The 18,534-nt window shown below is 42.4% G+C and carries 15 protein-coding genes; 9 read left to right on the top strand and 6 right to left on the bottom strand.

What is annotated here, in order from left to right:
* The first annotated feature begins 88 nt into the window (after positions 1 to 88).
* A complete protein-coding gene (locus V7L12_RS04225; RefSeq protein ID WP_334821272.1) occupies positions 89 to 340 on the top strand; it encodes an AbrB/MazE/SpoVT family DNA-binding domain-containing protein in 252 nt (83 codons plus the stop codon).
* Positions 337 to 741, top strand: coding sequence for a type II toxin-antitoxin system VapC family toxin (locus tag V7L12_RS04220; RefSeq protein ID WP_335082405.1), 405 nt, complete (start codon positions 337 to 339; stop codon positions 739 to 741). The genes V7L12_RS04225 and V7L12_RS04220 overlap by 4 nt, the downstream gene beginning before the upstream one ends.
* A gap of 76 nt (positions 742 to 817) precedes the next feature.
* Here the strand turns inward: V7L12_RS04220 and V7L12_RS04215 are convergent, their stop codons facing one another.
* The 4 genes from V7L12_RS04215 to V7L12_RS04200 form a co-directional block, all read right to left on the bottom strand.
* Positions 818 to 6,097, bottom strand: coding sequence for an nSTAND1 domain-containing NTPase (locus tag V7L12_RS04215; RefSeq protein WP_335082403.1), 5,280 nt, complete (start codon positions 6,095 to 6,097; stop codon positions 818 to 820).
* Positions 6,073 to 7,404, bottom strand: coding sequence for a P-loop NTPase fold protein (locus V7L12_RS04210; protein WP_335082401.1), 1,332 nt, complete (start codon positions 7,402 to 7,404; stop codon positions 6,073 to 6,075). Before V7L12_RS04210 ends, V7L12_RS04215 begins: the two co-directional genes overlap by 25 nt.
* A 635-nt stretch (positions 7,405 to 8,039) precedes the next feature.
* On the bottom strand, positions 8,040 to 8,897 hold the full coding sequence (locus tag V7L12_RS04205; RefSeq protein ID WP_335082399.1) for an SDR family oxidoreductase: 858 nt from the start codon (positions 8,895 to 8,897) through the stop codon (positions 8,040 to 8,042).
* A 57-nt stretch (positions 8,898 to 8,954) separates the two neighbouring features.
* Entirely contained in the window at positions 8,955 to 9,185 is a 231-nt protein-coding gene (locus V7L12_RS04200) for a hypothetical protein (protein ID WP_335082397.1), read from the bottom strand.
* Positions 9,186 to 9,601: 416 nt separating this feature from the next.
* Between V7L12_RS04200 and tatC the strand changes: the two genes are divergently transcribed.
* Entirely contained in the window at positions 9,602 to 10,396 is a 795-nt protein-coding gene (gene tatC, locus V7L12_RS04195) for a twin-arginine translocase subunit TatC (RefSeq protein ID WP_292774206.1), read from the top strand.
* 53 nt (positions 10,397 to 10,449) lie between these two features.
* Here the strand turns inward: tatC and V7L12_RS04190 are convergent, their stop codons facing one another.
* Positions 10,450 to 11,238 carry a DUF4058 family protein gene (locus tag V7L12_RS04190; RefSeq protein ID WP_335082395.1) on the bottom strand — a complete coding sequence of 263 codons (789 nt, stop codon included), beginning with the start codon at positions 11,236 to 11,238 and terminating at the stop codon, positions 10,450 to 10,452.
* A gap of 60 nt (positions 11,239 to 11,298) precedes the next feature.
* Positions 11,299 to 11,607 carry a DUF3067 family protein gene (locus V7L12_RS04185; RefSeq protein WP_334821248.1) on the bottom strand — a complete coding sequence of 103 codons (309 nt, stop codon included), beginning with the start codon at positions 11,605 to 11,607 and terminating at the stop codon, positions 11,299 to 11,301.
* A gap of 229 nt (positions 11,608 to 11,836) precedes the next feature.
* Between V7L12_RS04185 and petC the strand changes: the two genes are divergently transcribed.
* The 6 genes from petC to V7L12_RS04155 all read left to right on the top strand — a co-directional run bounded on the left by petC (position 11,837) and on the right by V7L12_RS04155 (position 18,469).
* Positions 11,837 to 12,376, top strand: a complete 540-nt coding sequence (gene petC / locus V7L12_RS04180) for a cytochrome b6-f complex iron-sulfur subunit (protein WP_334821246.1) — start codon at positions 11,837 to 11,839, stop codon at positions 12,374 to 12,376.
* 98 nt (positions 12,377 to 12,474) lie between these two features.
* A complete protein-coding gene (petA, locus tag V7L12_RS04175; RefSeq protein WP_334821346.1) occupies positions 12,475 to 13,476 on the top strand; it encodes a cytochrome f in 1,002 nt (333 codons plus the stop codon).
* A gap of 607 nt (positions 13,477 to 14,083) precedes the next feature.
* Positions 14,084 to 15,151: an SDR family oxidoreductase gene (locus tag V7L12_RS04170; RefSeq protein ID WP_335082393.1), complete on the top strand. Its 1,068-nt coding sequence runs from the start codon at positions 14,084 to 14,086 to the stop codon at positions 15,149 to 15,151.
* 396 nt (positions 15,152 to 15,547) lie between these two features.
* Positions 15,548 to 16,996 (top strand): protein kinase domain-containing protein, encoded by a 1,449-nt coding sequence (locus tag V7L12_RS04165; RefSeq protein WP_334821242.1) that lies wholly within the window; start codon positions 15,548 to 15,550, stop codon positions 16,994 to 16,996.
* 82 nt (positions 16,997 to 17,078) lie between these two features.
* Positions 17,079 to 17,672, top strand: a complete 594-nt coding sequence (locus V7L12_RS04160; RefSeq protein ID WP_335082391.1) for a hypothetical protein — start codon at positions 17,079 to 17,081, stop codon at positions 17,670 to 17,672.
* A gap of 191 nt (positions 17,673 to 17,863) precedes the next feature.
* Positions 17,864 to 18,469 (top strand): L,D-transpeptidase, encoded by a 606-nt coding sequence (locus tag V7L12_RS04155; protein WP_334821238.1) that lies wholly within the window; start codon positions 17,864 to 17,866, stop codon positions 18,467 to 18,469.
* Positions 18,470 to 18,534 lie beyond the last annotated feature (65 nt).

Here is an 18,534-nt window from a genome sequence, read left to right as displayed (position 1 = left end):
GATTAAAATAGTGCAAAATATGGAAAATAGAAATGCAGAAAAGCTATTAGACAAACACTTCAACATTAATATGAGGACATAAGAACGCTTGAACAACAAACACACGATGCGGATTACACCTGACGGTCAAATTACCATCCCTCCTGAAATCCGAGAGGTGCTAAACATTTCTCCTGACGTAGAATTAGCGTTTGAAATCGAAGGCGATCGCCTCTACCTCAAGAAAATACAACCTACCGATAAAATCTCAACCTGGATTAACACCATGCGGGGCTGCGCTGCTGGCAATCTCACCACTGACCAAATTATGACCTTCACCCGTAGCGACGACAATCCATGACCGTCTTGGTAGACAGCAACGTTATCCTCGACATTCTTACCAACGATCCCAACTGGTTTGATTGGTCAGCCCTTCAACTGACAACCTACGCCCGTCAAGATCAACTTGCGATCAATCCCATCATCTACGCTGAGATTGCCATCGGCTTTGCCAGAGAACAAGAACTCATCACTGCATTGCCAGAAGATATGTTTCAACGTCTCCCTTTACCTTGGGATGCGGCATTCCTAGCAGGTCAAAGTTTTCTTAACTACCGTCGTCGTGGTGGTGCAAGAACCTCTCCATTGCCTGATTTATACATTGGTGCCCATGCTAGCACTGCTAATTTGCCTCTCATTACCCGCGATGTCAATCGCTATCGCACCTACTTTCCCAACGTTAGGCTCATTTCACCTCAATAGCCATTAAATTGAACGAGCAAACACATTAATAGAACAAGGCAAAAGTAAAAAGTAAATTCGATAATCAAATACGCTATCACCTACCAGAACACAAGGCGCGATCGCTTTTCATTACCTTCTGATTAGTCTGCAAATAATCATGTAGCAAATCGCAACCCCGTGCCAGTAATTTTTCCAGTTCGATATCTGCTAAATCTCGGAAAATTACTGTGCCATTACCACTACCCGCAGCTAGAGTTTTGCTGTCATGGCTGAAACTGACGCTGGTTAACTCATCTTTATCACCTTTCAAAGCAATCAGCAACGTCCCTGCTCGGTTCCAAATCCTCACTTTGTCATCACTGCTAGCTGCTAGAGTCTTACCATCAGGGCTAAAACTGACACTGATAAAACTATCGCCATCGCCCGTGAGATTATCTAGCAAATTACCGTCTCGATTCCAAATCTTCACCGTGCTATCAATACTCACTGAGGCAATGCTTTGACCATCAGGCGACCAAGCAACCCCATTTACCCGACGGCTGTGACCAGTTAATGTGTATAGCAATTTACCATGTATACTCCAGATTTTAACGGTTTTGTCATCGCTAACTGAGGCTAACAACTTGCCATCAGGACTAAAGCTTACCCAATTCACCGCTTCTTGATGATCCTGTAAAGTATTGAGCAGTTTACCGTTGCGACTCCAAAGTTTTACTGTTTTATCTTTACTAGCGGAGGCAATTACTTGACCATCAGGCGACCAAGCCACACCCAAAACTGTATCATGATGACCTTGTAAGGTATTGAGCAGTTTACCGTCACGACTCCAAAGTTTTACTGTTTTATCTTTACTAGCGGAGGCAATTACTTGACCATCAGGCGACCAAGCTACACCCCAAACTTGACCCTGATGCCCCGTGAATGTACGAAGTAGTTTACCATCACGACTGAAAAGTTTTACAGTTTTGTCTCGGCTTGCTGCTGCTAAGGTGCGATCGTCTGCGCTAAAACTGATGCTAGTTACCCAGTCATCATTATCGGCTTTCGGCTTTCGCAGTAACACATCGTCCCAATGCCAAAGTTTAATAGTTTTGTCCCGACTGGCGGAAGCCAGGGTACGACCGTCTGGGCTGAAACTGACGCTATTCACCCAATTATTATGTCCCTTCAGGGTTCCCAGCAACACACCTTCAGAACTCCAGAGTTTAATTGTCTCATCAGTACTTGCGGAAGCGATCGTGTTACCATCACGGCTAAAACTGACGCTGGTAACTCCAGCACTATGACCTGATAAGGTTCGCAGTAGCTTTCCCTCCAAATTCCACAGCTTGATTGTCTGGTCTAAACTAGCAGATGCAATTGTTTTTCCATCAGGCGACCAAGCGACACTTTTGACTGCATCATCATGTCCCTGTAAGGTTTTGAGCAGCTTACCATCCCGATTCCACAATTTCACTGTCTTGTCAGCACTCCCGGAAGCTAAGGTTTGACCATCGGTTGACCAAGCAACACTCAAGACTGCACCATTATGTCCCTGCAAAGTTTTGAGCAGCTTACCATCCCGACTCCACAGTTTCACTGTTTTGTCTGTACTTGCCGAAGCAATAATCTGGCCATCTGGGCTGAAACTAACACTATTCACCACACCCTGATGCGCTAATAAAGTAGCAAGCAGTTGACCTTCTCGACTCCAAAGTTTTATCGTCTTGTCTTGACTGGCGGAAGCAATGATTTGACTATCTAGACTGAAACTGACGCTATTAACTACATCTTCATGCCCCGACAAGGTTTTGACCAAGCTACCATCAGGACGCCAGAGTTTGATTGTAGTATCGGCACTGGCTGAGGCAATTAAAGAGCGATCAAGGCTGAATGTAGCACTATTGACGCCAGATAGATGCCCGTCCAAGCGGTTATATTCTCTTACCCCGGAAACTGCTTGATAAAGCGCTGTCTGTACTTGCTCTCTTGTATTGGAATCTACCCAGACTGTTTGTTGTAATTTTCCCCCTGCCTTTAAAGCTTCTTTTAAAGCATCAATACCTTTTTGCGAGGCAAAGAGGGCTTCACTGGATGCACTGAGGGTTTTAATTTCGCTATCTACCGCTGTCACTATGGAAACACTTAATCCCAATATGGCGAGAACGGAAGCGGTTAGGGCAATTTTCAGCGAACGATTTAATTGAGCTTCACTAAGTCTTTGTTTCTTTTGACTTTCTGCAAGTTTAGCTGTTAACTCTTTTTCTTTAAGTTCAGCTCGTAATTGCTCAATTTCTAACTGACTTAATTCTTCCCGCTTGTGTAATTCTCGCAATTCTGTTAATAAGTCTAATCCCTGTTGGGGATGAGGAGCTACCAATTTAGAACGCTGGTTATTTTGACTAAGTTCGCTTTTAAGTCGCTCAATCTCAGCTTTACTTTGTTCTACTTTATAGCGCAACTGATTTAGTTGTACCTGTAAGCTCGATTCTTGTTGTTGCAGGTAGCGAATCAAGTCTACTAAATAATCGTGAATCAGTTGATAGCGTTCTGGGACATCAGGAAAGAGAACTACTAAACCGGAGCGCACTAAAATTTCTAATACTAAATCTAATTTGTCAGCATCTTCTAACTCTCCTAGCTGCGCCGCTAACTCAGCCCGAGTTTTAAAAGGTCGGTTGTTGCTTTCATCTGTTAATAAATATAAGACGAGTAAAGCGGCTCGTTCATTTTCTGTGCCGCAGTCTTTAATCAGTTCCTTAATATATCGTTCGATGAGTTTGTTGGGTCTATATGGCTGATATTCTTCTAGTGTAGTAATTCGTTCATCTTGAATTTGCGCTCCCACAACTTGTAATTCAATGGGGCGGACTTCTCCAAATTCTGTTGATAAATCTTCGATTAAGGCATCGATTAAAGCAGGTTCTAAATTAAACTGCGATCGCTCCGTCAATTTTCGGATAATTGCTTTGGCATATTCTGGCGAAAAATTATTTAACTGATAGCGGATATGCTTGTCGAGAATATTATTATTAATCGCTTCCAGTGCTGAGAGATGTTTAAAGTCTAATAACCGATGTAAATAATCTTCTCGCAAGGAAAGGATGACTTTGACAAAAGGTATTTTGAGGCAGTCACTAATAAATTTATCAAACTCTTGTTTTTGATTGCGATCGCTATAACCAAAGAAAAATTCTTCAAACTGGTCAAAAATTAAAACTGTGATCAAATGGCGATCGGCATTTTCTTGGAGTTGTTGTAAAATGCTACCGATGGTAAACGGTATGCCAGGGTAAGGCAAAGCCTCGGATTCAATGGCTGCTTCTGGCTTAATATCAGCGTAAATCGCCAGGGATGCGTCACTAGACATCGCCTCACTTAAAGATTTTCCTAATTCCCGTGCCCAATCGGTATAAACTTGTAGTACCACAGGTACGGCGATTTGATCGCCAATGGCTCGATTTTGCAGTGCTGGCACTAAACCTGCCGTGACGGTAGAACTCTTACCCACCCCTGATTGACCGTGAATCACCGTCAACTTTTGATCGGCGCGGCTAATTCTGCCAATTAAGTTATTAATATCACGCTCTCGACCAGAAGCCGCAATTTCTAAAGCAACGCTACTACTTCCAGAAGGTGACATTAATGCTGGGTTTGTCGCCTGTCTTTGGGGTTGCAAACGCCCTGCACCAATAAAAGCCCGAAAACCATACTGCTGCTCAACAGAACGCCGTTTTTGTCGAATGTAATAGGCTTCTAAATATCGCCCTTCTTCAAAGTAGAGCGATCGCAGTCGCCGCAATAAGCGAATATAACGATGGGCATCGTATTGATGGGCACTGCTTTCTAAGGCTGCTGGTAGTTCTTTTGTTGCCTTGTCGAGATATTCACGAGCGATTACTAGCTCACCTAAATTTCGCTGTGCTTTCGCTAAAACTAAATAGTAAATTTGCCCCAATAATAATGGAAATAAGCAGTTATAAGGGTCGTTCTGCTTTTGCGCCTCACCTAATTTCAGCAGTGATACGTGTGCTAAGATACTTGCCTGTACCCACCGTGACTGCTGCACAGCCACTTGTGCCAGAAAACCGTAGTCACAAGCTAATTGGATTTGACTACCATAAGTTTGATGTAACTCCAGAGACTTTTGAGCAACTGTTTGCAATTCTTCCCACTCTTGCAGATATTGCAAAACCTCAGCGAGTTGATTAATAAATCCAGCAACTATATCTAAACGCCCAGCCACCTGCAAAATATTCAAGCATTGCTGAAAATAAGATTTAGCGGTGTACCAATGGCGGCGGTTTTCTATTTGATTTTGCTCTGCAAAACGGCAATAACACAGCCCAATATAAAACAGTAAGATTCCCTGTCGCAGAAGTAGGGGAGATGGGCGATTAGGAGGCGTAGACGAAGAAAATACCCCCTCATCTCCCCCTGCTTCCCCTGCTTCCCCTGTCTCTGCCAATTTTTGCCAAACTTGCAAGCTTTGCTGAAAATGGCTTAAACCTGTATTGATGCGATCGCTAATATAATTATCTAGACCAAAAACAAACTCTAAACTAGCGTGTAATTCTGGCTCTAAGCTAATACCACGATTGTGCAACTCTCTAATCGCAAAGTGGAGTTCATAACTATGCTCCCAGACTTGCTCGACAGTGGAATAATGCTTTGCAACTTGAGGAGGTTGGTGTTGTGCAGCATTCTGACTTTTCACAGGATCTGGAAAACCTCTCTCCAAACCTCTCTCCTGAAAGGAGAGAGGCTTTGAATTCTCCCCCTTCCCTAATAGGGAAGGGGGTTGGGGGGTTAGGTTTCGCGTTAACTTTTCCACATGAGGTGAAAAGTCAGGTGTTGCATTTGGTAAGACAGTAGCAAATAAAGAGTCAGTTTCCTGTTGCAGAAATTGCAGCAGTGATTGAGTTGTCATTTCAAACCGAATCGGTGTCGCCGCCCAACTAGCAAAATCTGGTGCTAAACGGACTACTTTTTGCAATATTTCCTCGTTCACCCATAAAATCATTGGAAATGGGTGGCGTTTGCGAAATTCATCCCGAATATGATTGATAGACCTCAGTAAATCGTCGAGTCCATCTACTGACTCTAAACCCAAAATCATCAACGCCGATGGCGGATTAGCTTCGGTTAGCAGTTGTAAATGAATACTTGTGTAAAGACTTCTGGCATTATGCGGCAGAACTACCTTTTGAATGTAGTGTACTCCTGAAGAGAGTTCTTCGAGTCGTTGCAGCATAAGCTCTTGCAAAACTCGATAATTGCAGCACACCAAAACCAGGGAAAATTGACCGCTAGAAAGGGCAATTGCTCTCCCCAAACTCCGTAAAGCACGCTCATTAGCTGCTGTTATATCTACTTGTGCGTGTCCTTCAACCATGATTTAAATTTTTCTGTCTCCGCTAAAACTGGGTTGACGGCAAACCAAGCTCCCTGATGATCGCGGTATTCAAATACAAATAGACTTCGCAAGAGGGTATGGTATTCTATATCACCTCTAACTCGTTGCTGTTGCACCACCTGAAAGATTAATTCCCACTCATGAGGGTCGATAGCGTTAGCTCGGTAATCCCGCTGTCTTTGAATTACCAGTTCGACACATTCCCGTTCAAAGGGTGGATCTTGTTCTCGCAGACAGTCAAACAGTAAACCTAGTAAGTCGCGTACATGACCGCCACTCATCAGGCACAATCGATCTAAGGTTTCTAAACTATCAAACACCTCTGTAATTAAGCCTAACCGATCGCTAGGTAAAATGTCTGGAAAAGCTCTAGCTAGCACCATTTGCCGCATCATTGTTAACCCTTGGGGAAAAATCTCGCCAGAGCGCAGACGTACAGGTATCATCGGTAAAACTTTTGGTGCAACTCCACCCCCCAAACGATGCTGAAGTTCGGCACTATCGTTGGAGAAAGTCAGGGCTAGGGGAATAGTGTAGACTACATGACAATTCAGTTTGCGTAATTGTTCGCCCCGCTGAATAAATAAATATTCTGGCAGCGATCGCCCCGATGGTAAAGGTCGAATTGCGACTCGATCCAAGTTATCAACAATCACCACCAATCCTTTTTTACCCCTGGCTTTCAGTTCCTTGGTGGCACGTTCTAGCAATTCTTGATTAATTGACTGTAAAATATTTGCGGTTCGCGGTTCTAAATAATCTCTTAACCGCCGCCGTAATTGGGGACTTTCTTTAGTTTTAGCTGTAATTTTGGCAATCCCTACAGACAATTCTGCTTCTACCCCAAGGTCAATTGGCGTTTGCAGAAAATCTACAAGTTCACCAAATAACTTGCTAAAGTAAGTAGGTTTGAGCCTAATTTTCATCGCTTCTAGGCTTTCACTCACCTGTCCAGCGATCGCTAACAAAATATCAGTCACATCCACATCGGCCATTTCTAAGACATGGGTAGACTCAAAGTAAACTACATGAAATTGCTCCACTTCTAACTCAGCTTTCAGGCGCAACAACTCCGTTGATTTTCCACAACCGAGATGTCCTGTAAATAGTTGACAAGTTGGTATATCTGGCGATATTCTAGCGATCGTGCGCTGCAAAGCTTCGATAATTTTGCCACCCCGCACCGCAGCAAAATCAATATAGTACCTGCGATCACTAGGGTTTCCTATAATTAGAGGTCTGCTGGGATTGCAAGCCTGATAAAATCTTTCTAAATCTAGGAGCATAACTAATCAAGTTCACTCAGGAATGGGGATGCAAAAATTTACTAGATAAATATATTGATTTTAGGTAATTTATGCCTTATTTTAATCAAACTACTAACTAAACTAGCAGCATTCAGGATAATTGTTTATATCTATGTTCGATATAGCACATATTAATGGTGATGTTTTAGTTAAAGTAAGCAGAAATACTACTATAAGTACAAATAGCAAAAATATCTAATATAAAATAAGGTACTCTTATGAATATTAAAAATATCCAACACAAAAAAAGGTACTGTTAAGTACAGTTTTGTAGCTCTCTTGAACTTATTATCAGTTTGATTTATTAACGAGCTTTCGGCAATTTTACAAAAGACTAATCTACAATCCTTGTAGTATAAGGCTTTTAACCCAAACGTTGGTTAAGTAAACTTGAGTTCAAAGTTACTTTTTGACTAGATTTTGCTTTTCGTTCTTAAATCAGCACGATTTTGTGAATGAAAATCACGATTTTGTGAATGAAAATCACGATTTTGTGAACGAAAACCATGATTTTGTGAACGAAAATCACGATTTTGTGAACGAAAATCATGATTTTGTGAATGACAGATTTTCCATTCGGAGTGAGGACCTCTGAAGTATTGACAACCAGTAATCTACAGCCCCATTGAGTATAAAATTATCTTGTCATATAGCTGATCGGGCAAAATATGCTTCAGCACAGCTCCAATTTTGGCATCTTGTCCAACCAGATAGCGCGTCTTAGGTTGTTTTGCAGTCAGCGCATGGACAACAACTTGAGCGACAATATCCGCAGAAATTCCCTTAGATGCGAGAATCTGCATTTTCTTGCGGACAATATTCATTGCTTGACCGTAGAGATTTTGTGCCAATTGTGGTAAGTCGTGCTGTGCTATTTCAGATTGACTAAGAGACTTTTCCCAGATTGGGGTAGCAATCGAACCAGGTTCAATAATTGAAACCGAAATTCCCCAAGGTCGTAACTCCATTCGCATCACATCAGTCAGTGCTTCCAAAGCAAATTTAGACGCGTTGTAAGCGCCCAAAAACGGCGTTGGACTCCTACCAGCAATGGAACCCATATTGACAATTCGACCCCGACTTTGGCGTAGAAGACCAAGAAATGCTTGTGTCACAGCTAATTGTCCAGTGACATTAACCTGCATCTGGTGTTGAAATTCAGCGATCGCTAATAATTCTAACGGCCCAGGAACAGCAATTCCGGCATTATTCACTAAACCTAAAATTCCCCCACCACCAACTGCATTTGTTACCGTATCAACCGCAGCTGCGATCGATTCAGCATCAGTAACATCTAAAAAAATCGGAATCAGCCTTTGTGACCCTTTCTGTTTAAGTGTTTGAGCATCAACATCTTGACGCACTCCAGCAAAAACAGAGAAGCCCAATTGGTCTAAAAGCAAAGCACACGCTTGACCAATTCCTGTTGAGGCTCCTGTAACCACTACTGTACCTTGATTTTCTACAACCATTAATTTTCTTTGATGATGGGGCTGCCGTAATTACGAATTACAAATTACGAATTAGTATCAATCCTTACAAGTGCCAGCACGAAGGCAATCTTCGGTTTGGTCATCTCTAGCCGATATTTGCCACGGCAAGATACCTGACTGAGCATTTGTACTGTAAGCAATTAGAGCAGCTATTGTGGGATACTGGTTTTTTACAATTGTCACGTCACTACTAGAAGTATTGCCTAGCTCAACATTGTATAAATAAACAGGCAATGCCATCAGGGCAATGCAAATTATCCGGTTCATACCCAACCTCAGTTAACAATTTCCGATTACCATCTGTATAGATGCCACCTTGATGAACCGGATTTTTAAAACTGAGTATTAAATGTTGATGTTGTGTGAATTTATGCAGCGCTACTAGCTACAAAGACGTGATTTCTAAATTATCGGTTCCACCTTTTTTTTAGGTTAGGCATTGCCTACAAGATGGCTTCCTACTAACTTATGCAGATGCAAACCCAAAAAACAGGAAAAAAAACCCACAGCACCCAAAAACATATCTTAGTAATTGCATTCCCCAGATAAAATAATGAAGAATGCTGAGTCACCGAAATGGTCGATGACCGACAAACACTCATGATACAAGCCCCTAAATTTATTTATGGGATTGTTAATTTTGAATTTTGAATGCGTGAATTTTGAATTCGGAGCGAAGCGACGTGACGCCTTCACAAGACGTAGATACTGTAAACGTTCCTAACCTCGACCCAGAAGGATATGACAACTCAGACACCGATCCTCTTGATGAGTTGCCTGGTGAAGTCGAAATGTCCCTTTTCGACCACCTAGAAGAGTTGCGGCAACGGATTTTCTATTCGTTGATTGCCGTAGCAGTGGGCATTATTGGCTGTTTCTTTGCCGTTAAGCCGATTGTCCAGTTACTTGAGGTTCCAGCACAAGGAGTAAAATTTCTCCAACTTGCACCTGGAGAATATTTCTTTGTCTCCCTGAAAGTTGCAGCATACACTGGTTTCGTACTTACTAGTCCTTTCATTCTTTACCAGATTATCCAGTTTGTGCTTCCAGGATTGACTCGCCGCGAACGCCGTTTACTAGGACCTGTGGTTTTGGGTTCGAGTGTGCTATTTGGGGCGGGTTTAGTATTTGCCTATTTACTTCTTATCCCCGCAGCGTTGAAATTTTTCATTAGCTACGGAGCAGATGTAGTCGAACAACTTTGGTCAATTGATAAATATTTTGAATTTGTACTGCTATTGTTATTCAGCACTGGTTTAGCATTTCAAATTCCCATTATTCAACTGTTGCTCGGTAATTTGAATATTGTCTCGTCAGAACGGATGGTTTCTGGTTGGCGTTACGTAATTATGGGATCAGTGGTTTTAGGAGCCGTCCTGACGCCTTCTACTGACCCCTTGACTCAAAGTCTCTTAGCTGGAGCAGTTTTAGCGCTTTATTTCGGCGGTGTGGGACTCGTGAAGCTTACAGGTAAATAACCTCTGGAATAGGTGACAGGGAATAAGAAAAATTTTTAACCAATTACCAATTACTAATTATTCCTTAACCCTTGTTCGCGTAAGAGGGTATCAGACCATACAGCATCTTCTGGTTTTAGGGGTGGTACTGGTTCTTTATTATAATCAATTGCTAAGTAATATCTGGCACGATTGTATATACCATGCAATAAAGATTGCAAATCTACAATCAGTTCTGTATCTTCTGACTGTAATGGTAATGGAAATACGGGAATCATTTTTCTGACGCTAAATCCGTATAATTTAGCTTGAGGACGTGTTTCACTTTTGCTAACAATAATTTGATAATTTACTACAGGAGTTTCCCCTAAAATTGACATGGCTTGTCCACTTCTGAGTAAATCAATTTCGACTAAGTGAGAAAGACTAGCTAAAACTTGTTTACGTTTTAGTTCATACGCTTTTCTACCTTCGCCTTGGCGTTTATTTTTAGGAGATAAAACTTCGATAGATGTCACCACAAAACCTGTAGAGATTTCTCGAATTTCTAAGTAATTTTCCGTAACATATTCAGGTAAGGGGATCATCACCGTGATGCCTTCTGACGTTTCTGCTTGTGTAGTAGTTGATGAGTATTGCTGCGGTGATTTTTGTTGAGAAAAAATAGAAACATCAGGAATACCAACTAATACAGAATCTGAGTCATCACTTAAATAAGTACGTTGTTCTATTGCAACTCGATACTGTGGGGGAATATTTTCCTCAATAGTATCTGCTATAGCTGTAATCAATCGATGATGTACTTCTGACCAAAACACAGGATTTTCTAAATAAGGATTCATTCCGGGAAATGGAGAATTCATAGTTTTACTATCCTGAAATGAGGAGTTAGGATGATTCTAAATTAAGGAAGAAAAACTTGGTCATAATATCCATTCCGAAGAACGTTCGCCCAAATCTAAAGGAATGCTAACAGCTTTGCCGAGCCGGGGGCGATCGCGTGTTTGGGCAATAAAAGTTTGTACCTGTGTTGACCCACCCAAGGCATGAAGATAATTGGCAATGGTATCAAGATGCTCTTGGTACTCCACCTCGCTCAAGGGAAAAGAAGCTTGCTCCAAGTATTTCCACATTACTTGCAAAAATATCTTTCCCTGTGCCCGCCGGAACTGGACATCATAAGAATATCCCCACTTATCAAGCAACATCTGACGTAATTCCTGTCCTGTCATAGCTTTTCTCAATCAGATTTTACATTTAGTTATGATGTTAAGTTCCGTGACTCCAGTATGATAAGGATATAAAGAAATGTAATGCTAACAGAAAAGATGCTAAATATATCTTGGAACAAAGAAGTATGGCATCGTTGTGAGCGCTAGCATTTCGACTTAGACAAAAGTTGCTCAAGTATTAGTACTTTTGTCAAAATGCTTAACAAAATACACAAAGAGCGCGTAGATTATGGCTCAATTTTCTGAATCAGCAGACGTGCCCGATCTGGGGCGTCGTCAGTTCATGAATCTGCTCACTTTTGGGACTGTCACTGGAGTAGCTCTGGGTGCATTGTATCCCGTTGTCAAGTACTTTATTCCACCAGCAGCAGGTGGCGCTGGTGGCGGTGTAACGGCAAAAGACGAGCTAGGTAACGATGTTAGCGTCACTAAATTTCTAGAAAACCGGAATGCAGGCGATCGCAACCTAGTTCAAGGACTAAAGGGAGATCCTACCTATATTGTGGTAGACAGCAAAGAGGCGATCAAAGATTATGGCATTAACGCCATCTGTACCCACTTAGGTTGTGTCGTCCCCTGGAACGTTGCTGAGAACAAATTCAAATGTCCTTGTCATGGTTCTCAGTATGACGAAACTGGTAAGGTTGTTCGGGGACCAGCACCTCTGTCTCTGGCTTTAGCCCATACCAACGTCAACGACGACAAAATCGTTTTAACCCCTTGGACTGAAACCGACTTCCGCACAGGTGATGCACCTTGGTGGGGTTAATAATTTTGTCATTAGTCATTTGTCCTTTGTTCAGGGCTTAATGACTAATGACTAATGACCAATGACTAATGACTAATTCAATTGTCGCCCTTATAGAGATGAGAAATGTTTTCATAACAGCGAGGTTAACTCGCAGTGCTAGAGCGATTGTAAAAACGTTGCTTATAGCGATCGCTACTGTGACATTTTACTTCACCAGCGATCTAGCCCTTCCCCAATCAGCTGCCGCCTATCCCTTTTGGGCACAGCAAACCTATCCCGAAACCCCCCGCGAACCAACAGGGCGAATTGTTTGTGCCAACTGTCACCTAGCCGCCAAGGTTACAGAAGTGGAAGTTCCCCAATCGGTGCTACCTGACACTGTATTCAAAGCTGTGGTAAAAATCCCCTACGATCTCGGCGCCCAGCAAGTTGGTGCCGATGGTTCTAAGGTTGGCTTGAACGTCGGTGCTGTACTGATGCTACCCGAAGGCTTTAAGATTGCTCCTGAAGACCGTCTTTCCGAAGAACTTAAAGAAGAAGTTGGCGACACTTTCTACCAACCCTACAGCGAAGACAAAGATAACGTCGTCATCGTCGGTCCTTTACCCGGTGAACAGTATCAGGAAATCGTCTTCCCAGTTCTTTCTCCCAACCCCGCAACCGACAAAAACATCCACTTCGGTAAATATTCAGTTCACGTAGGTGGTAATCGAGGACGCGGACAAGTTTATCCCACAGGCGAAAAGAGCAATAACGCTGTTTACAACGCTTCCGCTACTGGCACAATTACCAAGATTGCTAAAGAGGAAGATGGAGACGGTAACGTTAAATATTTAGTCAACATCCAACCTGAATCGGGTAATGTTGTCGTTGATACGATTCCTGTAGGTCCAGACTTGCTTGTTTCCGAAGGGCAAACAGTTAAGACTGGTGATGCTTTGACCAGCAACCCGAACGTCGGTGGATTCGGTCAAATAGATACAGAAATCGTACTGCAAGACGCCTCTAGAGTCAAATGGATGATTGCGTTCATTGCTCTTGTAATGTTGGCTCAAGTTATGCTGGTGCTGAAGAAGAAGCAGGTTGAAAAAGTTCAAGCTGCTGAGATGAATTTCTAAATTCTTTGCTAAATCATTACTTACGAGACAGGCTTATTGCCTGTCTTTTTTAATATTATTTATAATAAAGCCGAGAAATTTGAGACTTTACTGCTAAGTAGGTGGGCGTTAAAAAATAGAACTAGATTAAGAAATGTAAATTGATTAAAAGCTTATATTCAAAGCCTTTCTGGTGCTTTACATAAGTTGACGTAGTTTGATTTGATTGTGTTTACCTACTTAGTATTTGAGCATAAATGCTTTAAAATTACAAACAAAATAAACCTTTTTCAAAAATAATTTCTGCAAGAATAAGTATTTAAAAAAATATTTTTCTCAGTAATATACTAGTGTTTTAAACATGCTGATGTATGTCAATTAGCATTCTGCGTATATTCCAGCCAGCGGCTTTTTTTAACGACTTTCCAAAGGAATCTTATCCAAAATCTTTCCATTTAATATTTTAAGGATGTTATACATAAAAATTCTGCATCACATTAAGGATTATATGGAATTTTTATCTATAATCACCCTCTAAAGAGTAGTTATATGGAAAAATTCTGTACAATATCCAAATCTGGATATTACATATAAAATTTCCATACTGGAACTGGAGTGGAGACACGACATGCATGGAACAGCCTTGGTTGTGGGCGCAAGCGGCATCATAGGCAGCTATCTGGCGCGGGAACTGATCGCGAATGGATGGACGACCTACGGGTTAGCCCGAAATCTTAGAAACGAGGTGCAAGGGTTACGCCCTGTTACTGCCGATCTACTCAATCTAGCTAGCCTGAAAACTGCACTGTCAGACATCGCCCCGACGCACATCTTCATCACGACGTGGATGCGTAATACGACTGAGGCCGAGAACGTCAGGGTCAACGGCACAATGGTTCGCAATCTGCTAGATGTTCTGTCACCGAAGGACACGGTGCAGCACGTCGCCCTTGTCACTGGACTCAAGCACTATCTCGGACCATTCGATGCATACGTCACGGGCGGATCACTGCCAGAAACTCCATTGCGTGAGGAGCATCCGCGGCTCGATGTCGAAAATTTCTATTATGCTCAGGAAGATGAGGTCTATGCAGCAGCCGCCCGTGACGGTTTCACCTGGAGCATTCATCGCCCTCACACTGTCATTGGAAAGGCGGTCGGCAATGCAATGAACCTCGGCATGACGCTGGCCGTGTATGCCGCGATTTGCAAGGAGACCGGACGCCCGTTCCGCTGGCCAGGTTCTGAAGCGCAGTGGAAGGGCATCTCCGACATGACCGACGCACGGGTGCTGGCGAAGCACCTAGTCTGGGCGGCGAAGACCGAAGCGGCGCACAACGAGGCGTTTAACGTTGTCAATGGCGACATCTTCCGCTGGATATGGTTGTGGGAGCGGCTGGCTGACTGGTTCGGCATCGAGTCCATCGGGTTCGACGGCACAACCCACCCGCTCGAAGCTGAAATGGCGAATAAAGGTGCTCTCTGGCGCGAGATCGCAAAGCAGCATGGCCTCGTCGAGCCGGATCTGAGCCGTCTGTCGTCTGCGTGGCACACCGATCTTGATCTTGGGCGTCCGATTGAGATCATGACCGACATGTCGAAGAGCCGCAAACTCGGTTTCTCCATATACCAGAAAACGGACGAGTCGTTTTTTGACCTGTTCGAGCAACTACGCGCAGATCGGTTGATCCCGTAGAAGCTCCGTGGGTGGCACTGGTAGCGTTTTATGGGTGCTGAACGACAAGAACTCGGTCTAACCAGCAGTTGCAACCAACCCGCTGCGTGGGCGCCTGAACGTGGATATTATACTTTCATATCGGGGAAATAGACTCTGAAGACCTCAGATTTTGGTCAGAGGCAGACTGTGTATTGCAATAACTAATAGAAGAACAGCAACAATCAATCAGACAAAGTAAAGAAATCTTTCTCTAGGTGATGGCGCAACTCTTAACCCCTTCGCTCAATCCTTGCGGTGTCTGCCACTGCTACAAATCCACTTGTTGAGTAGCAAATAGTAATAATAATCATTTTCAAGGGGAGGAGCAACCAAAGTGATACAATCTAGCCAACAACATCCTACAGGGTAAGATGGATGCTGATAAATACAGTTCTCCGCAACCACTATAAAATCGTAGGGCTTTTAGGAAGCGGTGGGTTCGGCGATACCTATTTAGCTGAAGATTTAGATTTGCCTAACAAGCCCAAGTGTGTTGTCAAACACTTAAAACCGAAAACCTCTGATGCAGCAGTTTTACCAATCGCAACACGATTATTTGAAAAAGAGGCAGAAGTTTTATACCGCTTAGGGAACCTGAGCAAGCAAATACCCAAATTATTCGCTCATTTTGAAGAAAATGGTGAATTTTATTTAGTACAAGAATTTGTGGATGGACAGAACTTGTCTACAGAGATAATTCCTGACCAGCCGTGGGATGAAGCTCAAGTAGTTCAACTGTTGCAGGAAATTCTTGAAGTTTTAGTAGTGGTACATCAGCAGAATATTATCCACCGAGATATCAAGCCGCAAAACTTGATGCGCCGACGCGATGATGGCAAGATTATGCTGATTGACTTTGGAGCAGTTAAAGAAATTAAAGGTTTGGCACAAAACACTCAAGGTCAAGTGACTTCGACTATTATCATTGGCTCCAATGGTTATATGCCTAATGAACAAGCTAGTTCTAAGCCAAGATTATCTAGCGATATCTTTGCAGTGGGGATTGTGGCTATTCAAGCTTTGACAGGTAGAATACCTCAAGAATTTCCAGAAGATGCAAATGGCGAAATTATCTGGCGTCATTGGACAAATGTCAGCGATCGCCTAGCTGATATCTTAGCAAAAATGGTGCGTTACAACTTTAGCCAACGCTACCAGTCAGCAGCAGAGGCGTTACAAGCACTGGCATCCTCAACATCTCCGACTACTGTCCTAGCTTCAACTTATTCAGTTTCTCCTGTAAAACCAAAATCAACAAACAGACGGATATTTGGATTTAATCGGACAGTTTTAGCTGGAACTGTAATCGGAGTAGGAGTAGTGGCGATGCTTGCATTATCTTATTTTCCCAAACAGCAATCTCCCCAAATAACTGAAAAAACTGAAAAATTTATTTCACTACCTTGCAGTTCGGAACTAACTTCACTTCCCTCAACTAGAAAACCCGATAGAAAGTTTCCAGATGGTACTAAATATTATGGGGCTATAGATAAAAATAACAACCTATTTGGTAAGGGAGTAATGATATTTAAGAATGGTAGTCGATACGATGGAGAATTCAACAATAATCAGCGCAATGGTTGTGGCATATTTTTATATCCCCCAAGCAGCAGTTTTTATAAAGATTATGTAGGTCAATTTGTCAACGATAAATTTGAGGGGCTAGGAAAAATTAGATGGAAAGATGGTCGTGAGTATCGAGGCCATTTTAAAGCTGGGAACTGTGAAGGGCAAGGAATATTTCAATTCGCAAATGGCTCTTTTAAGAGTGGAATTTGGCAGAATGGAGAATTGCAAGGAAGCAATTTATCATGTAATATATAGAAAAACATGATGTATTATGTAGAGCATGGCTTAATAATGATAAATATTAATATTGAATGTAAATCAGCTTTCTTAACAAAAAATGAAACAAAAGTCATCTAAAAAATTGAAATTCGTTGTTTCTACTGCTTCGTTACTCTTCTTCGCCAGCTTTGGTGTAATTGTTCTGCCACAGGTAACTCTAGCACAGCGGGAACAACCAAGCCAAACTCCGGCAACTCCAAACCAAACTCCGGCAACTCCAAACCAAACTCCGGCAACTCCAAACCAAACTCCGGCAACTCCAAACCAAACTCCGGCAACTCCAGACCAAACTCCGGCAACTCCAGACCAAACTCCGGCAACTCCAGACCAAACTCCGGCAACTCCAGACCAAACTCCCGTAACTCCAAACCAAACTCCGGTAACTCCAGACCAAACTCCGGTAACTCCAGACCAAACTCCGGTAACTCCAGACCAAACTCCGGTAACTCCAGACCAAACTCCGGCTAAACCGGACGAAACCCCCGTCAAACCAGACCAACCTTCAAGTCCTAATTCAAATCCAGGTACAAGACAAAGACAAAGACAAAGACAAAGACAAAACCCACAAGCCCCAACTCAAACACCAGACTCAGGCTCAACTCCAGACTCCCAACCAGCACCTTCATCTCCTGTAATTCGAGGACGAGGGTAGAACTTTTTGATTTACAATATTTAGTAATTTGAAGATTGAGAATTCAGAATTTAGACTTAAAGCTAGTTCCAAGCTAGTTGATACCTGAGTTCTGAATCCTTACTGGTGACTAAAATTAATCATAATATTAATAATTAATGCAACAGAAAATGATACGTAGTATGTATTTTCGTAGTACTTTCAAGTTTAGTTTGACAACAATAGCAGTATTGATCTCGCTTCAATCATACGCCACTGCTCAGGTCACTAATAGTCAACCAAACTATTCTCAAGTTTCTCCTCAAGTTGAATCAAATCCTCTACCATTACAGTCAAATATTCCTAACTACTCTGAGCGAAAGCGCCGATTATTACTCAAATTCCAGCATCCCATAAAGCCAATAATTCCCAATACTTCTGAGCAAGAAATCCATTTGCTACTTAAACTTAATGAACGAAAACTTTACGTTTATCGGGGTGAGAGTTTACAAGCCAGCTACCCAGTAGCTATTGGTAAACCTGGATGGGAAACACCTACAGGCAAATTTAAAATTATTCACATGGTGCAAAACCCAGCTTGGGAAAACCCTTTCGTTGCTAATAGAGAAATTGTTCCTGCAAGCTCAAATAATCCTCTAGGAGAACGTTGGATTGGATTTTGGACGGATGGAAAGGACGAAATTGGATTTCATGGTACTCCGAATGTAAAATCAGTTGGGCAAGCAGTTTCTCATGGTTGCGTTCGGATGTATAACAAGGATGTGCGTAAACTCTATGAATTTGTGAAAATCGGAACACCTGTACTAGTGAGTAAATGATCAACTCCAGTACTAATATTCACTACTAATATAAGGTGGGCAATGCCCACCTTACTGTTATTGAT

It is taken from the genome of Nostoc sp., assembly GCF_036918245.1.
Lineage (GTDB): Bacteria > Cyanobacteriota > Cyanobacteriia > Cyanobacteriales > Nostocaceae > Nostoc.
Note: the sequence above shows the minus strand (reverse complement) of the source record. Positions and strands in the feature narration are given on the sequence as shown.

Coding starts and splice junctions, on each gene's coding strand:
- petC (WP_334821246.1), top strand. CDS start 11,837: ATGGCTCAATTTTCTGAATCAGCAGACGTGCCCGATCTGGGGCGTCGT.
- V7L12_RS04210 (WP_335082401.1), bottom strand. CDS start 7,404: ATGCTCCTAGATTTAGAAAGATTTTATCAGGCTTGCAATCCCAGCAGA.
- V7L12_RS04170 (WP_335082393.1), top strand. CDS start 14,084: ATGCATGGAACAGCCTTGGTTGTGGGCGCAAGCGGCATCATAGGCAGC.
- V7L12_RS04185 (WP_334821248.1), bottom strand. CDS start 11,607: ATGACAGGACAGGAATTACGTCAGATGTTGCTTGATAAGTGGGGATAT.
- V7L12_RS04220 (WP_335082405.1), top strand. CDS start 337: ATGACCGTCTTGGTAGACAGCAACGTTATCCTCGACATTCTTACCAAC.
- V7L12_RS04215 (WP_335082403.1), bottom strand. CDS start 6,097: ATGGTTGAAGGACACGCACAAGTAGATATAACAGCAGCTAATGAGCGT.
- petA (WP_334821346.1), top strand. CDS start 12,475: ATGAGAAATGTTTTCATAACAGCGAGGTTAACTCGCAGTGCTAGAGCG.
- V7L12_RS04205 (WP_335082399.1), bottom strand. CDS start 8,897: ATGGTTGTAGAAAATCAAGGTACAGTAGTGGTTACAGGAGCCTCAACA.
- V7L12_RS04160 (WP_335082391.1), top strand. CDS start 17,079: ATGAAACAAAAGTCATCTAAAAAATTGAAATTCGTTGTTTCTACTGCT.
- V7L12_RS04190 (WP_335082395.1), bottom strand. CDS start 11,238: ATGAATTCTCCATTTCCCGGAATGAATCCTTATTTAGAAAATCCTGTG.
- V7L12_RS04165 (WP_334821242.1), top strand. CDS start 15,548: ATGCTGATAAATACAGTTCTCCGCAACCACTATAAAATCGTAGGGCTT.
- V7L12_RS04200 (WP_335082397.1), bottom strand. CDS start 9,185: ATGAACCGGATAATTTGCATTGCCCTGATGGCATTGCCTGTTTATTTA.